Annotated in this window: 18 protein-coding genes and 1 pseudogene; 8 read left to right on the forward strand and 11 right to left on the reverse strand. The window is 34.8% G+C overall.

The window, feature by feature from the left end; genetic code table 11:
* Positions 1 to 92 precede the first annotated feature (92 nt).
* Both D1003_RS03770 and D1003_RS03775 read left to right on the forward strand, forming a co-directional pair.
* Complete coding sequence (locus D1003_RS03770; RefSeq protein ID WP_153935776.1) at positions 93 to 2120, forward strand: TonB-dependent siderophore receptor; 2028 nt, start codon at positions 93 to 95, stop codon at positions 2118 to 2120.
* A gap of 40 nt (positions 2121 to 2160) precedes the next feature.
* Positions 2161 to 2598 carry a thioredoxin fold domain-containing protein gene (locus D1003_RS03775; RefSeq protein WP_153935888.1) on the forward strand — a complete coding sequence of 146 codons (438 nt, stop codon included), beginning with the start codon at positions 2161 to 2163 and terminating at the stop codon, positions 2596 to 2598.
* On the opposite strand, the gene D1003_RS03780 is transcribed toward D1003_RS03775, so the two are convergent.
* The 3 genes from D1003_RS03780 to D1003_RS03790 all read right to left on the reverse strand — a co-directional run bounded on the left by D1003_RS03780 (position 2590) and on the right by D1003_RS03790 (position 4542).
* Positions 2590 to 2880 (reverse strand): GNAT family N-acetyltransferase, encoded by a 291-nt coding sequence (locus D1003_RS03780; protein WP_052911677.1) that lies wholly within the window; start codon positions 2878 to 2880, stop codon positions 2590 to 2592. The two genes, D1003_RS03775 and D1003_RS03780, sit on opposite strands and share 9 nt — an antisense overlap.
* 112 nt (positions 2881 to 2992) lie before the next feature.
* Entirely contained in the window at positions 2993 to 3469 is a 477-nt protein-coding gene (locus tag D1003_RS03785) for a type II toxin-antitoxin system death-on-curing family toxin (protein WP_014937562.1), read from the reverse strand.
* A 2-nt stretch (positions 3470 to 3471) separates the two neighbouring features.
* Positions 3472 to 4542 (reverse strand): hypothetical protein, encoded by a 1071-nt coding sequence (locus D1003_RS03790; protein ID WP_014937561.1) that lies wholly within the window; start codon positions 4540 to 4542, stop codon positions 3472 to 3474.
* 274 nt (positions 4543 to 4816) lie between these two features.
* Between D1003_RS03790 and D1003_RS03795 the strand changes: the two genes are divergently transcribed.
* Both D1003_RS03795 and D1003_RS03800 read left to right on the forward strand, forming a co-directional pair.
* A complete protein-coding gene (locus D1003_RS03795; RefSeq protein ID WP_004916385.1) occupies positions 4817 to 5227 on the forward strand; it encodes a BrxA/BrxB family bacilliredoxin in 411 nt (136 codons plus the stop codon).
* A gap of 695 nt (positions 5228 to 5922) precedes the next feature.
* On the forward strand, positions 5923 to 6630 hold the full coding sequence (locus D1003_RS03800; protein WP_052911560.1) for a DUF6261 family protein: 708 nt from the start codon (positions 5923 to 5925) through the stop codon (positions 6628 to 6630).
* A gap of 78 nt (positions 6631 to 6708) precedes the next feature.
* On the opposite strand, the gene hemE is transcribed toward D1003_RS03800, so the two are convergent.
* Genes hemE through hemA form a run of 4 tightly spaced genes read right to left on the reverse strand, consistent with a single transcriptional unit; the run spans position 6709 to position 10605 of the window.
* Complete coding sequence (gene hemE / locus D1003_RS03805; protein WP_004916387.1) at positions 6709 to 7734, reverse strand: uroporphyrinogen decarboxylase; 1026 nt, start codon at positions 7732 to 7734, stop codon at positions 6709 to 6711.
* Between the two features lie 27 nt (positions 7735 to 7761).
* Positions 7762 to 8421 carry a uroporphyrinogen-III synthase gene (locus tag D1003_RS03810; protein WP_153935777.1) on the reverse strand — a complete coding sequence of 220 codons (660 nt, stop codon included), beginning with the start codon at positions 8419 to 8421 and terminating at the stop codon, positions 7762 to 7764.
* An 11-nt stretch (positions 8422 to 8432) separates the two neighbouring features.
* Entirely contained in the window at positions 8433 to 9353 is a 921-nt protein-coding gene (gene hemC, locus D1003_RS03815) for a hydroxymethylbilane synthase (protein WP_052911562.1), read from the reverse strand.
* Entirely contained in the window at positions 9328 to 10605 is a 1278-nt protein-coding gene (gene hemA, locus D1003_RS03820) for a glutamyl-tRNA reductase (protein ID WP_107046227.1), read from the reverse strand. Before hemA ends, hemC begins: the two co-directional genes overlap by 26 nt.
* A 277-nt stretch (positions 10606 to 10882) precedes the next feature.
* On the opposite strand from hemA, the gene D1003_RS03825 reads away from it, so the two are divergent.
* The 4 genes from D1003_RS03825 (at position 10883) to D1003_RS03840 (ending at position 13279) form a co-directional block, all read left to right on the forward strand.
* Entirely contained in the window at positions 10883 to 11455 is a 573-nt protein-coding gene (locus D1003_RS03825) for a cyclic nucleotide-binding domain-containing protein (RefSeq protein WP_311709765.1), read from the forward strand.
* Between the two features lie 150 nt (positions 11456 to 11605).
* The gene (locus tag D1003_RS03830) at positions 11606 to 12106 is read left to right on the forward strand and encodes a hypothetical protein (protein WP_153935778.1); all 501 of its coding nucleotides are present in this window, start codon (positions 11606 to 11608) and stop codon (positions 12104 to 12106) included.
* Positions 12107 to 12164: 58 nt separating this feature from the next.
* Positions 12165 to 12977: a GLPGLI family protein gene (locus D1003_RS03835; protein ID WP_004916394.1), complete on the forward strand. Its 813-nt coding sequence runs from the start codon at positions 12165 to 12167 to the stop codon at positions 12975 to 12977.
* Positions 12965 to 13279, forward strand: coding sequence for a hypothetical protein (locus D1003_RS03840; protein WP_153935779.1), 315 nt, complete (start codon positions 12965 to 12967; stop codon positions 13277 to 13279). The genes D1003_RS03835 and D1003_RS03840 overlap by 13 nt, the downstream gene beginning before the upstream one ends.
* 86 nt (positions 13280 to 13365) lie before the next feature.
* Here the strand turns inward: D1003_RS03840 and D1003_RS03845 are convergent, their stop codons facing one another.
* The 4 genes and pseudogenes from D1003_RS03845 to D1003_RS11065 all read right to left on the reverse strand — a co-directional run.
* Positions 13366 to 14214 carry a DNA adenine methylase gene (locus D1003_RS03845; protein WP_153935780.1) on the reverse strand — a complete coding sequence of 283 codons (849 nt, stop codon included), beginning with the start codon at positions 14212 to 14214 and terminating at the stop codon, positions 13366 to 13368.
* Between the two features lie 187 nt (positions 14215 to 14401).
* Positions 14402 to 14725, reverse strand: a complete 324-nt coding sequence (locus tag D1003_RS03850) for a hypothetical protein (protein WP_153935781.1) — start codon at positions 14723 to 14725, stop codon at positions 14402 to 14404.
* Positions 14709 to 15032, reverse strand: a complete 324-nt coding sequence (locus D1003_RS03855; protein WP_153935782.1) for a hypothetical protein — start codon at positions 15030 to 15032, stop codon at positions 14709 to 14711. The genes D1003_RS03850 and D1003_RS03855 overlap by 17 nt, the downstream gene beginning before the upstream one ends.
* A gap of 20 nt (positions 15033 to 15052) precedes the next feature.
* Positions 15053 to 15952, reverse strand: a pseudogene (locus tag D1003_RS11065) (hypothetical protein); the annotation flags it as partial.

Genomic DNA, 15952 nt, shown 5'->3' on the forward strand with positions numbered 1-15952 from the left:
TTTTTTCGTTAAAAAATAAAGCGGAGGTTTTGTTGTTTTAAATATAATTGTTAGATTTGTCTAACTTTTTAAGAAGATAAATATAACTTTATATGAAACGAACATTATTTTTATTAGGTAGTTGCTTTAGTATAAGCGTTTTTTCTCAAGAGGCAGACTCTGCTAAATCTTCCAAGGATATAGAAGAAATCGTAATGACGGGGACACTAAAGGCGGTGAGTAGAGATAAAAGCCCTGTGCCAGTAGAAGTATTTTCCGCAAAATTTTTTGAAAAGAATCCCACTCCCAGCATTATGGAATCGGTGGAAATGATTAACGGTGTGCGTCCGCAACTTAATTGTTCCGTTTGTAATACGGGAGATATTCACATCAATGGGTTAGAAGGACCATACACTTTGATTTTAATTGATGGAATGCCGATTGTAAGCTCTCTTTCCACAGTTTACGGACTTAATGGTATCCCAAATAGTATGATAGAACGGGTGGAAGTAGTTAAAGGTCCAGCTTCGTCCCTTTACGGTTCGGAAGCAATGGGAGGTATCATCAATATCATTACTAAAAACGCACTTACTGCCCCGCGTTTAACGCTTAATCTTAACTCCACTTCTTGGGGCGAACACAATACAGACATTGGCGGTAAATTTAGATTAAACGATAAGGTGTCCTCTTTATTAAGCCTTAATTATTTCAATTTTCAAAATAAAATAGATAAGAATAAAGACAACTTTACAGATGCGGCACTGCAAAACCGAATTTCAGTATTTAATAAATGGGATTTCCAAAGAAATGAAGGAAGAGTGGCGAGTTTGGCTTTAAGGTATTTCAATGAAGACCGTTTTGGAGGCGTTTTGGAATGGGAGAAAAAACACCGAGGGAGCGATGAAGTTTATGGGGAGAGTATTTACACCAAAAGATTTGAAGCGATAGGGATTTATCAACTTCCGATAAAAGAAAAGGTGGTTACTCAATTTTCGTATAACTATCATCATCAAGATTCGTTTTATGGCGATGTGTTTTATTTGGCGAAGCAATCTACGGCGTTTGGACAAATCTATTGGGATAAGACGTTGGGTAAATCTGATTTTTTATTGGGAGCTACCGTCAAAAATGTGTATTACGACGATAATACGCCAGGGACACTTTCTAAAGATGGAACAACCAATCAACCTCAAAACGATTGGCTGCCAGGTATTTTTGCTCAAAATCAATGGAATATCAATGATAAAAATACTTTATTGGTAGGCTACCGATTAGATTGGTCTAAATTTCACGGAGCGATACATTCACCAAGAGTGGCGTATAAATGGAGTTTGGCTCCACAGACTAATTTGAGGGCGAGTTTCGGGACAGGGTTCCGAGTGGTCAATCTTTTTACAGAAGACCACGCTGCTCTTACGGGGTCTCGGGAAGTGGTGATTTCGGAAGCCTTGAATCCCGAACGCTCCTACAACGGAAACCTTAATCTTACGCACAAAATTTACACTTCTGGTGGCTATATCAATTTTGATATGATAGGATTTTACTCTCATTTTACTAATAAAATCATTGGGGATTTTGATACTAATCCCAATCAAATTATTTATCAAAATTTGAAAGGCTATGCTGTGAGTAAAGGCGTTTCGCTGAATACAGAATTAAAATTAGGTTCGCCACTTACCGTTAATTTGGGAGCGTCTTATATGGAAGTGTATCAGAAATACGAAGAAGATGGGCAAACGGAAACCCTACAACAGTTATTCGCTCCCAGATGGTCGGGAACTTATGCTATCAGCTATAATTTTCCAAAGGAATGGAGTGCAGATTTTACGGGGGCTTTTTATGGACCGATGCGTTTGCCTGTGTTGCCTGATGATTTCAGACCAGCCCATTCGCCTTGGTACACTTTAGCGAATATTCAGATTAGAAAACATTTTTCTAAACTCGGCATAGAGGTGTATGGTGGTGTGAAAAACTTGTTTAATTTTACACCGAAAAATCCTATTATGCGACCGTTTGACCCGTTTGATACAAAAGTTTCGGAGCCGAGCAACCCGTATGGTTATACTTTTGATACCGAATATGGCTATGCTCCAATGTTGGGCATCAGAGGGTTTGTAGGATTGAGGTATAACATTAAATAAAACACAACATCAAATGCTGAAAAACATCTTACGGATTCAAATGACACTTTTTATAACGGTGTTTTTCCCCAAGGCACAGCAGCTTCCTTTTGTGTCTTGGGAGGCATTTGATACTTTGAGGCTTTCTCGACCCAGAAATACTTTGGTATTTGTTCGTACCGATTGGTGTTCGGTCTGTAAGAAACAGATTAAAGATTTAGAACAAGCCTCTTCTTTACTTCGTTTACTCTCGGAGCGTGTTTACCTCTTGGATTTGAATGCAGAAAAAGAGAAACGAAGTCTTTCGTTTTTTGGTAAAACTTACCGTTATTATACCAGTGGAAGCACATCAGGGCTACACGAACTTGCGCATTATTTTTCGCCTCGCAGCCAAGTTTATCCTTTGTGGGTATTGTTGGATAAAGATGGAAGTATCTTAACAACCTATGAGGGCTATTGGTCTAAGGAGCAGCTTTCGGAACTTGTGGCATCATATTGAGGGGAAGACATCGTCTAGGTGCTCCATTCTCATCATCACAGCACGAGCGTAGGAGCAATGCGGATAGATAGTCCATTGGTGTTCTCTAGCGAAGCTAATGGCTTCTTTTATTAGAGCTTTTCCTAAGCCTCGCCCTTCAAACTTCGGAAAAATGTTTACAAATGAAATGATGAGTTGTTGTTTCTCTGGTAGAATGGTGTAGGTTAGTCGTCCTATTTCTTCGGTGTCGTTAGACATACTTATAAATCCGCCATTTCCTGTTTGGTTGTTCTTAAAATTCATTGTGTTTGTTTTTTTTTATTTTTTTGGTAACATCTGCACTGAAAAAAATAATTAAATGTTTAGTATAACTATTTTTTTTTAAATAGCTATCTCTTTAGTATAAGAACTAGGTCTAATAAAATTTATAAAAATCTACTCCTAAAGGTTCCTGTTTTATAACATTTGATAGTACTCTAAATAATTTTAATTTAATTTCTTCGCTGTAGTCTTCTTCATTGATAATAGAAAATATGAGTTCATATAGAAATTCTTTATCCACTATATTATCGGCGACAAGTACGACTATATTTTCCATTTCGATGATAAATTTATCAATACAGTATTCAAAACCATTTATTTGTAAGAAGTAGGCTCCAATGGCAATAGAAGTTCTTTTGTTACCATCGTTAAATGCGTGAAACTTGTTAATAGAGAAAACCAGATGAGTTAGTTTTTCTTCAAAAGTAGGGTAATAATCATCATTATCTAAATGGCTAAGAGGGCTGTCTAAATTTCCAAAATTTTTAATTCCAGGTTGTCCTCCGGAAATTTCAATTATTTTATCGTGAATTTTGATAGCGTATTTTGTTGGGATTTTTAAAACATTCATAATTATCTATCTTTTAGTCTTATGAATACTTCTTTGTTTTCTTCTAATCTTTCTTCTAAAGACTTGCTATTTTCGCCTAAAAACTTTTCAAAGTCTTCAGAGCTTACTTCAGAAATGTATTCTTTTAGTTTTTCGTGGAGGGCATCTCTAAATGCTAAATCTCTTGACGCCATCAGGCTTCTTGCTTTCTCCTTTAATGGCAGCAGTGTTGAACTCATTAAGGTATCGTATTCATTGAATAGAAGATGAGCTTCGGACAAGGTGAGTTTTCTATTTAGTTTATTAAATTCTTTTTTTAAATAGTCCGAAAATCCATTTTCATATGATGCAATTAAGTCTAAGACTTCAGAATACAGGGTACTTCTTATACTGTCTTTTGCGTTTAAGTTTAGTATTTGTTTGTATTCTTTTGCGTTTTCTTTGAATATGCTTTTGTAAATCTTATCGGTTAATTGGGCATATTTAAACTTGTTACTTACGATGCACTCATCAAGTCCGTTTGTAAACTCTTGCCTGTAGTTGTACTCTCGGATTGCACTTGGGATAAATTCTTCTTCTCTTTGATTGATGAATTTTGTTTTTCCTCCGATTTTTTTGTTCAGAAAATCAATTACAATATCCAGAATTATAGACCTTAATCTTTGGGCGTTTTCCGAATCTGTTAGGAGCATACCAATATTTAGAAATGCTTTATAGGTAAAGGTCCCTAGAACGGAAGTTTTGTTCAAATTATCTATCTCATTTTCATATAATTGTTTTATGGTAACGACATCAATGTCGTTACCATCGTCTTTAGTTAAGAAAGATAAAATATGCTCTTTAAATTGTTTCAATTTGATACCATTATAGACTTCATATCCACTATGGTTAAGCTCTTCTTTGTGATTTTCCAAAATTCTATCAATAGTTCGGATATCAACATCAAAATACTTTGCCACCTGATTTTTAGTAAACCGATATTTGTTTTCAAACATAAGACCATAAAACCCCAAATTTTTGTAAATCTCTTCGATGGCTTGGTTGTTATTTAGTATATTTTTTCTTTCAATGCTTGAGTTGGTTAAATCTTTCATAACGATAGAATAATTAGAATTATCGTTTAACAAAATTAGTGAAAATAGACCAATGCTTCAAAGTATAAGTTTATAATGGCTTGTTTTAAAATTCACTCGTTTTCACACGGTTATTTAGTAGCTTATCTTTAATCTGTAATAACTGGTGGAGTCCCAATTTAGTTTCTATACTTTAAGGAGGTATTCGTTTTTTTATCCGCCACATTCCTGCGGGGGCTTTCCGTTTGGTAAATAATATTTGTTTAAATTTGTAGCCAAATAAAAAGAAATTATTATGTATCCACAAGAATTAGTAATGCCAATGAAGGCAGAATTGACAGATAACGGGTTTAAAGATTTAACCACTCCCGAACTGGTAAACGAGGCTCTGAAGGCTTCTGGGACTACATTGCTTATGGTGAACTCGGTGTGCGGTTGTGCGGCGGGGGCTGCTAGACCAGGGGTGTTGTACTCTCTGAACGGAGATAAAAAACCAGATAATTTGGTAACTGTTTTTGCGGGGTTTGACCTTGAGGCAGTCGTGGAGGCGAGAAGACACTTGGCGCCATTCCCACCATCATCGCCTTGTGTGGCTTTGTTCAAAGACGGCGAATTGGTGCATATGATAGAAAGACACCACATAGAGGGCAATCCGGCAGAAGCTATTGCAGCTAATCTGCAAGCGGCTTATGAAGAATATTGTTAAAGGAAATAAAAAAAACATTTGACTAAAAAGAGTTATACTAATATAGAGTATAGCTCTTTTTATTTTTAGTAGGATTTTTTATCACGCAGAAAAATGCGACGGGGCAGAGTTTTTTTAGTGTTTAGAGTTTAACTCTTTTTTTATGTTCCTCTCGTAGAATAGAAATAATTAGAATTTTTATTTCACTTAGGGTTAAATCTATTTTATCCGTTATGAGAAAGGGAACAGCCGTTTTGAATTTCGTTAAAAGTGATTCTTAACCTAAAGTTTTTGGTTTTAAATAAAGCAATTATTTTTAGGAGCAAATTTTACTCAAGATTAAATACAATTTGCTAAAAACCTAAAAATCATTAGCTAGGCTATTGCAAGTTTGCAAAAAATAACTATCTTTGGAGGGCGAGGCAGGAGGAGATACAAATAGTCTTGTTGAAATCTTAATTCAGATAGGTAGGTACTTAATACCAGTTGGGGGAGAATTGTTTTAGTCCTGTTTGCCCTTAATACCAGTGGAGGTTTTGTAGTTGCAGCGTTGTTTTACCTTTATCACAAGTGAGGTTTTAAAGAAACAAGTCAGATTCTATTCAAAATCAGTGGAGGGTTGGTTCAAACAGCAATGTTTGTTTTAAAAACATAGCGTTTTTGTATTGTTTAGGGGTTAAATGTTATTTTTTGTCTAATAAAAAAGTGAAATAGTTATGAAAATTACATTGAGAAAACTTAATACTAAAGATTTAGCCACTCTGGCTCAAAGAGTCATAAACTCTTCTACCAATGGCAAATATAAGATTGCGGAGAGCCTCCCTTTGCTCACAGAACTAGAGGAGATGTACCAAATCTACGATGGAGCTTATACCAAACTCACCTTTAGTGGCAAAGGTAAAGCGGTGGCTCAAGCCGATAAGGAGCGAGATGAGATTTATAAAAACCTAAAAGCCTTTTTGGTAGGGTACAGAAGACTTGCCCTAGCTCCTCATAGTGCAGATGCAGACGCACTCTACAAAGTGCTAGAAGGTTTTGGGATAGATATAGACCGCCTAAGCTATTCGGCAGAAACGGCACAAATGAAGAAGCTCATAGAAGCTCTCGACGAAAAAGAAAACAAAGACCGTTTGGGGAGGTTGGGGATTTCGGCAGTGCTAGACGATATGAAAGCCAAACAAACCGCTTTTGAAACACTGTTTGCCGAACAGGCAGAAGCCAATGCCGAACTTAGACAAGTGGCAAGTGCATCTTCTCTTAGAAGAGATTTAGAACAAAGGCTAAAGACTTATCTAGATTTTGTTACTATAATGAAAAAAAGAGCAGAATGGTCTGCTCTCTATGCCGATTTAAACGAGCTGGTAAAAGCCGCTAAAAATAGTACTCTTGCGACTTCGGCAAAACCAGAAACGCCTAAAAATTAGTTGGTAACCTACTAATTGTTTTTTCATTTACTTTTTTTGCCCCCTAGACACTGTTATAGTTCTAGGGGGATTTTCAGTTTATTCTTTCCAATCTACCACCGCACGAACAAAGGCTTCGGCGTTTTCTACTGGGATATTAGGTAAGATACCGTGCCCTAGATTTACAATGTAGCGGTCTTTGCCAAATCGGCGTATCATATTATCTACCATTTTTCTGATGGTTTCTGGAGTCGAATGCAAACGAGCAGGGTCAAAGTTACCTTGCAGTGTCATCGTGTGATTGGTGTAAGTTCTTGCCAATTCGGGAGTGATGGTCCAGTCTACTCCCAAAGCAGAGGCTTTAGAGAGCGTCATTTCCTCCAATGCAAACCAGCATCCTTTACCAAATACTACCACGTGGGTTAAAGGGCTAAGTGCCTCTACAATCTGCTGAATATACTGCCACGAAAATTCCTGATAATCTTCTGGAGAAAGCATACCACCCCAAGAATCAAATATTTGAACGGCAGATACGCCCTTCTCTACCTTTCTTTTAAGATAAGCAATGGTGGTATCCGTAATTTTTTGTAACAGCAAATGTGCCGCCTCGGGTTGTTGGAAACAGAAAGACTTAGCCACATCAAAGGCTTTACTGCCTTTGCCTTCTACACAGTAGCAAAGTATCGTCCAAGGGCTTCCTGCAAAGCCTATAAGCGGAATTTCATTATCTAGTTTTTGTAATGTGAGTTCTATGGAATCAAAAACATAGCTCAGACGCTCATTAACATCAGGTATCTCTATAGCTTCTACTTGTTCCTTAGTTCTTATAGGCGTTTCTAGCCAAGGTCCCACACTTTCTTTCATTTGGAAATCTAAGCCCATCGCTTGAGGTACTACCAAAATATCCGAGAACAAAATGGCAGCATCTAGCGGAAATCTTTTAATAGGCATTAAAGTAATGTCCGACGCTAATTCTGGCGTTTGGCATCTAGTGAAGAAATCATACTTATCTCTCAAGGCACGAAATTCAGGCAAAAATCTCCCTGCCTGTCGCATCATCCACACAGGAGGTCTTTCTACCGATTCTCCACGCAAGGCTTTTAGATATAAATCGTTCTTTATCATCATATTTTTATTCATTTTTAAAGTTGGTTAGACTACCGATTTTACTAGACTAAGCAAATCGTTGAGGTTTTGCTTGGTGCTAATTATAGGTTTCTGTGAGGTGTATTTTGCCACTTCCAAAGCGGTGGTATTTCCTATACAAAAGACCATTTCATCGGTTATAGAATTATTTTTTACAAAGCTACGAACTCCACTTGGACTAAAAAAAACTAAAGCATCATATTTTTTGTTAAGAGTAGGGTGTAGAAGTTCGGTTTCGTAAACTATTTTCTTTATATAATTCGCATTGTGATTAGCGATGCTTTTTTCTAAAGTATCCAATGCAAGGTTGCCACAAAAGTGAACAAAATCAGGATTATCCCATTGCTGTTGAAGTATAAACGAGGCTAATTCTTCGGCATTCTTAGCCGTATGTAGAGTTTTGATGCCTTTTTCTGCAAGTTTGCTTTCAGTTTTGCCACCTACACAAATCACAGATGAATGAGGTGCATCAAAACCGTTTTTAAAAAAGCCTTCCACCCCATTTGCACTAGTGAATATAAGTGTTTTATTACGCAGACTAATCTTTTCGGTATTGATGAATTTAATTCTAATAAAATCTTTGGTATCAACCTCTAGTCCTTTGTTTAAAAGGAGTTGGCGTTTTTCAGGATTGATTTCCTTAGTCAAGAGAATAGAACTAGCCATTAAAAAAGAGTTTAAAGTTCTTTTTTAATTTGGTCCATTATGGCTTTACCTCCATTAGCTAGGAGTTTATCGGCGAGTTCATTACCGAAGTTTCTTCCTTGTTTCCACGCAAAAGTTTCGTTAAGTTCAAGGCATTCTTTTCCGTTCAATGAGCATAATCTCCCTTGGAATTTAATTTCTTCCTCATTAAACTCTGCAAAAGCTCCGATTGGTGCTGTACAACCGCCTTCTAATCTGTTCAGAAATTGGCGTTCTATTTCCACGCATACTTGGGTCTGATGGTGGTTGATGGTTTTCACAATTTCGTTGATTTCGGTATTATCAGTGTGTCCTGCTACGGTAACCACCCCTTGCGAAGGAGCCGAAATCATAAAAGGTAAATGCTCGTACGGAATATCTAATGCCATTCTTTTAAGACCGGCTAAAGAAAACAGCGTTGCATCTGCGATGCCGTCTTCTAGTTTTTGCAGTCGGGTTTGTACATTACCTCTGATGTCCGAAAATTTGGTATTTGGGAATTGTTTCAACCAAAAGGCTCTTCTACGAAGGCTGCTAGTTGCTATTGTGAGTTCTTCTAGCGGTTGGTCTTTAGCGTTGCTACTTCTTACCAAAACATCTTGCGGATAATCTCTTTCTAAGTAGGCTATCAGCGCTATATTTTGAGGTAATTGTGTAGGGACGTCTTTAAGAGAATGTACAGCTATATCTATTTGTTTATTGAGTAGAGCAATGTCTAAATCTTTGGTGAAAACTCCTGTAATGCCTAAAGAATAAAGCGGTTGAGTTAAATTTTTATCACCAGACGAAACGATAGGTACAATTTCGGTAGCATAGTTTTTTTGTTCCAAAGCTGCTGCTACTTCTTTAGCTTGCCATAAAGCTAAAGGTGAATTTCGGGTGCCTATTTTAATGGTGTTTTTCATTAAACTCATCTATTGGTTGTTGTACAAAAATATCGTTCATTAGCTTAGAAATTTCCTCTGCTTTCATTGGATTATCTATGATGAACTTCGCAAATCTGTTGGTGATTTTTTGGATAACCTTGTTACTTAGCTCCATATCCTCTATACCTATGTACTTGTGTTTGCGGTAGAAATGGTGCATCTCGTTTTCTTCTATTTTCTTTAAAGAAGATTTGAAATGAAGGATATTAGGAGTATATTTTCTTTTCTTTTCCCACTCTAGAAACTCTTTACCCATTTCCTTGATAATCCTTTCCGCTTTAGGGATTTCCTTTTTTCTAATTTCTAAGGTTTCCTGTATTTTTTCAGAAAGTTTATCCACATCTATCAGCTCCACCAAAGGAAGTTCCTCTACGGATTTGTCTACATTATGAGGGATAGCAAGGTCTATGACTAGCATTTCTTTACCTTCTGGCAAATCTTCTCTGTTAATAATGGGTTTAGATGCTCCAGTAGCTACAATTAGAATGTCTGTATTAGAAATTTCATCTTTAATATTAGAAAAATCGGTGTACGGGATTCCAAATTTATCAGCTACTATTTTAGCATTTTCTAGAGTTCGGTTAGCTATTTTAACCTTTGGGCGGTAGAGGTGTTTCATAAGATTTTCTACCGTATTTTGTCCAATTTCGCCTATCCCTAAAAGTAGAATATTTTTATCTTGAAGTTGCGTTTTATGGTTAAGGATATAATGTACCGCAGCATAAGAAACTGAAGCTGCACCATTGCTAATTCCAGTTTGATTTTTAATCTTTTTTGAAATCTGAATGGCATAGTTAATGGCTCTCTCCATATAGGAGTTGGTAGTTCTTTTGTAAGTTTTGAATCTAGAATAAGCCTTTTTAATTTGGGAAATAATTTCAAAATCGCCTAATATTTGGCTTTCCAAACCTGCTGCCACACGAAAAAGATGATTGAGAGCTTCTTCTGCTTTTTTAACCTCACAATATTTTATAAATTCTACTAATTCTACTCCCACAATATCACAAAAAAGCTGTGCTACAAACATATAATTGTGGGTAGTGGTGTAGATTTCTGTCCTATTACAGGTAGAAACTACAAAAGCATCACCCATATTTCTTTGATGAATTTTATTGACAAAATCTTGTATGTGTTCATCAAAAAAAGCAAATCTTCCACGTGTTTCAGTATCAGCCTTTTCAAAGCTAATACTAAGTACAGTGAAATGTGCAGTCTTATATGAGCTATTTGGGGAATGCATAAGTTTGTAAGACCGCAAATTTACAGTTTTTTTCTGGTTTGGTAAAAACTTTAAAGTAGGGTAGGGAAACTAAATTTCTCTAATCAAGTTATTTGGAATGAATCTTAATTGAGGTTGTCATTAGAATTGTTGTGGATTTTTAATTAGCTTGTTTATTAGAGTAGAATTTTTTTCAAAAAACATTATATTTGTCATACCATATTAGCCTATATTTTAGGTATCACTATTATGATCGAGAAAATATATAATTGTGATTATTTGTTGTAAAGGATAATTAGTGGATAAACTTGTCAAATATTTAGAAGATAATTATAATATTTCTGATGAAGAAATAGCTTTGTTAGAGCAGTGTATTGAAGCTTATACTTACACTAAAGGTTCTTGCATCTCGTCTGTTGGAGCTATAGTTGATAAGATATATTTTATTGACGAGGGTATAATGAGAGCATATTATACTGGTGAAACAGATCTGGAAATAACAAGAAGATTTTATTTTGAAAATGATTTTTGTACCAATTGGGTTAGTTTCCGTAATCGCATTCCAAGTGTGGAATATATTGAGGCCGTAAATGATGTTTCTGGAGTTTCTATTTCATTCTCTGATTTTATGAAACTTTTGGAGACTTCTACTAATTTTAAGAATATTTACGCACATATTTTAGAAAAATTTCAAGATTATCATTTGAAAAAATTCCATTTTATAAATAATCTTACTCTGCTGGAACAAGTAAATGGTATGGAACTTTATTTTCCGAAACTGCGACAAAAAATTTCTAATAAGCTATTAGCTTCTTTTTTACATATAACCCCGCAGCATCTATGTAGAGTGAAAAAAAAGTTAATCAAGTAATTGATTTATTAACATTTGTTCATTGATTAATTGAGTTTATTTTTTCAAATTTGTGTCTACGGAATTATTGTTAGGGGTGATAATCCGAAAACATCCCGCTTTTTAAAAGTGAAGCATATTGCAAAGTAGTAGGATAATACATTTTTTATTATGAGAACAAAATTTTTTATATCTACATTCATTCTAATGTTTTTATTCTCTTTCGCTAATGATAGAGGATTGGTGCAGTTTCCAAAATATTCTAAAGATATGGATAAAGGATTTGATTGTAGTGCTAAGTGTTGGTTTAATTCTTGTGCAGGGGCAGGAACCTGTTCTTGTGCTTGTGGATTTTTTTGTTGTGATTGTGCCCCTTCAAACCCTAAAGAACAACAACCTAGAAATGTTAATATTAAAGATATTTCAATTAATGAAGGACAATACAAACGTATAAGCTTTTTTGCCTCTTTGTTAAAGAGTATGAATAATGAACTAGCAGATAATGTTTATAATAACTTAGCACTAATGTTGTCTTATTATAAAAATGAAGATAACGACAAATTTAATGAATACAGAAATAAATTCGTTAATGCTTTAAATAACTTAGATGGAAATCAGAAAAAAGAAATTAACCTGTATTTCATAAAAGTAGGAGCAAAGGAAAGAATTTAGTTAGTAAATGAAAAGACTGTATCATTTCATTGATATAGTCTTTTAAATTTTATCAAAAATGAGAATTAAATTATTGCTTTTTTTTCTTGTTTTTTGGAATTTTAGTATTTTTCCTCAAAACTTAGATGTCACTTATAAGATGGTTTATAGACCAAATAAAAATAATTTATCTTATATAGAAGAAGATATTTTTGTTTTAAAAATTCGTGATCATCAATCCTTGTATTTTAGTATTAAATACGATTATTTAATTAATCATCAGGGGGAGGCTATGAAGCAAGGAATTAACCCTAATAAAGTGAGTAATAATTATTTTATTATAAAAGAAGATTCTAAAATTTTTCATTTAAGACCTATTGATAATGATTTTATGAAGTATGAGGAAAAAGAATTTCCAAAATGGGATATAAAAGATAATATGAGGCAAATAGATTCCTTAAAGGCTTTTAAAGCGGAGGGAAGTTATAGAGGAAGGGAGTATATTGCTTGGTTTACAACGGATATTCCTGTTGCAGAAGGTCCGTTTAAATTTAAAAATCTTCCAGGTCTAATTTTAGAATTAAGGAGCAAAGATGGTGATTATAGCATAACTCTTAATGGGATAGAAAGGAATGAGGAAGAAATAGATTTTCCTGAAGCTATCTTGATTAAAAATAGAGAGAAATATAAGGAGTTGCTCGAAAAATTTGCCGAAAATCCAAGTTACAAAATGCAACAAAGAGATAGCTCAAACTCATTTAAGTATAAAACTTATATTGGCGGAAAAGAGGTAAATAATGCGGAAAAGTATAAAGCGTACAATAAATTTGTTTGGGATTTTATGAATAATCACAACAACTCAATAGAAAAAGATGAATTATGGATAAGATAAAGTTTTTAGGATTAACAGTGTTTTTAGTAATATCGGGAGCTATGAAAGCACAAATGAAGTTTTCTGATAAGAAAGTGGAGGTGTATATTAATTTGAATTGGACAAAGGATTCATTAGATTTTGCAAAAGAGAAATTAAAAAGTAAAAATATTACTTTTAATTTTTCAAATGTTAAATATAATCCTAATGGAACCATCAAAGGTTTGGAAATAGATGTTAATAGTAATGATGGTTTTAGCGGAAAGGCTTCAATAGAAGAAATAACTAGTATAATCAGCAAAACGAAAAATACATTTTTTTAAAACAAAATGTCCAAAAAAAATAAAAAAATACCTACTCAAAAAGTAGGTATTTTTTCTCTTATTAAAGTAATGCGTTTAGTTCTAGTTTAATTTTTTTTTAAATGATACATTAAATCGGTGTACCCTGTGTTGTGTGTAGTCTTATTATTCACTGCAGTTCTAGTTGCCCCCTTGAAAGGGTTGGAGTTGTTAGATGTACGAGTTTCTAGCCATTGACATAATTCAACTATTTGCGACTTATTGCTGGTAAAGTAGAAATAATTAGAGCCTTGTAAAGTTTCTAAAACCTCTAAATAATCAGACAACTTCCAATAACTTTCTTTATTATAAGTCGATGTGTCTGTTGATAGATAAGGAGGATCTACCAAAAAAACAACATTATTTTTACCTCTATATATCTCAAATAGTTTTTTATAATCCTCTGACACTACTTCTATTCCTTCTAAATAATCATCAGCGGGGTCATAATTGCTTCTTCGAACACTATTATAAAGTGTGTCTTCTGTAAAATCCTTTAACTTAGTTCCGTAATTCATAGAAAATTTAAGGGAGCTAGATAGGCTTATCCAATCTACAAAACCTCGTTCGTCAGCTTTTTTAAGTATTTTACAAACAGCTTCTCGTTCTGCTCCTTCTATCTTTTTGCCTCTTGGTGTTTGCAAGTTCAGAGCTCTAAGCTCGTCTAGTATTTGGTTTGTTTTTGGGATAGCCTCTAGACGCTTACGGAAGTTGTCGTAATCATTATAAATCACTTTTGCATTAGGATGTACACACTTAACCGTGTGGCTTAATAGCCCTGAACCACCAAATAAATCAATATAAATAGCATTACTAGGATATTCCTTAACTGCTTGACTGAAATGTCTAATAAATCCTTTTTTTTGTCCTTGAAACGGCAAGGGTGCCGATTTCCATTGTTTTCTTGTTTTATTCATTTTTTTATCTGTTTTTTAATTATTATCTTTGCTTCTCCTACGGTAAGAAACACAAAACCCACAATCAGAAGACTTTTTTAGTCCTCCAACTGTGGGCTTTGTGCTAAATTAAATTACCGTAGGAAGTTTTTTAATTTGTTGGAGGACATTTTTATCGTCTATCCTCCCTCGGCGTTTTAAAACCTTTTTAAAATAACTTTAAAAAAGCATAGCATTTTCGGTTTTTCAAATACTCTAAATCGCTTTGATTGCCGTACGCTTCCTGTTCAAATATGATGTTCCGATAGGCTTGTCTATGGTTCTTGTACCTAAACAAGTTCCATAGGTAGTTTAGCCCATACCAAACGAAAAAAGGCAAAATCAGTAATTCTAATTGCTGTCTTAGATGTATTTTCTCGTGGTTCAACAAGTACCTGTTACTTTGATACTTTTTCTTCTTTAGAAAGATGAAAGGAAACACCGCAATGGCGGTGTAACCTCTCGGTACTAAATACTTACTTATTATTACCATCTTCTGCCTCTTTTTTTTCAACTTCAAAGCCGTTTATTATTTCTAAGATAGTGGCAAAGGCAGTGTTTACCACCTGTAAATCTTCTACATTATTTACACCTTGTCCATTCAGGGACAATCCACCACCTTTCGAGTAGGTTCCTGATAAGGTTTTCCCGTCTTGTAATTGAGTTCTGAAATTGACCATTTGGGGAGTTTTATTATTGTAATCAGTTTCGTACTGATAATAAATTTGTTTTTCCCCAATGTTTTCCATTAGCGTTGTTGCTACTCTCTCGTTAACTTTTTGTAAGTTTTTTGTTTTCATAGTTTTATTGTTTTTAAAAATTATTTTCTTGTTCTTATTGTTCCTGTATTTGTTGATATGTTTGTGATAATTCCTTTGGTTATTATTAAGTTTTTAGTTTCCCACTCCACCACTTGTCCAAACACATCGTTTTGTATCACTTTCTCGGTTCTACTTAACTCCCAACTTCCTGTATAGCCTGTCTGACCATCTACACGAATATCTCCATTTAAAATATCTAAAGCGGTATTTGTAACCCCATTTTTAGCCTCTAGTATTAGTGCTACATTATCTCTGTCAAAGTCGTATTGAGTTTTTTTTATGTTGCTTTTTATTGCAGCAGTAGCTCCTTCTGACCCCGTGGATATACTAGATGTAATACCCATCATCACTTCTTTAGTTTCTCCTCGCTCCGAGCCATTTTTTCTGATTAAAAAAGTTTCTGGAGAAAAAAATGCGTAACTCGAATATTGAGCCCACGAGTCGTTGCTTCCAATACTAGAAGACCTAAAAGAAGAGCCGTTTATTTCCCATTCTCCTATATTTCCACCTGTGGCTGTTATTCTCCCTGTAATATCCGCATCTTGGGCAATCATCTTTCCGTTATCCAGCACCCTAAATGGGGCGTTATGTTTATTGGCATAGTTAGCTCCTGCTCCAAACCTCACACTCATATCTCCTTCGTCGGTAATACCGCTAATAAAAGCGTTTTGATTGGCTTGGTTGCTTCCGACTGACATCAAGTTAGCCATCATCAACCCGCCTTGGATAGATGCGAAGTTGTCGGTCTTCGTTTGAACATCAGATAACGAAGTTTGCATATTACTTATCCCTTGTTGAAGGTTGGCAAACTGTACCTCTATATCCAACGGATTTGGTGTCCAATCCGTTGGTTTGTTACCCAATTCAAATTTTGGATTTGATACTTTTGTTATTCTCCC

Origin of the sequence: Riemerella anatipestifer (assembly GCF_009663465.1) — a bacterium.
Lineage (GTDB): Bacteria > Bacteroidota > Bacteroidia > Flavobacteriales > Weeksellaceae > Riemerella > Riemerella anatipestifer_C.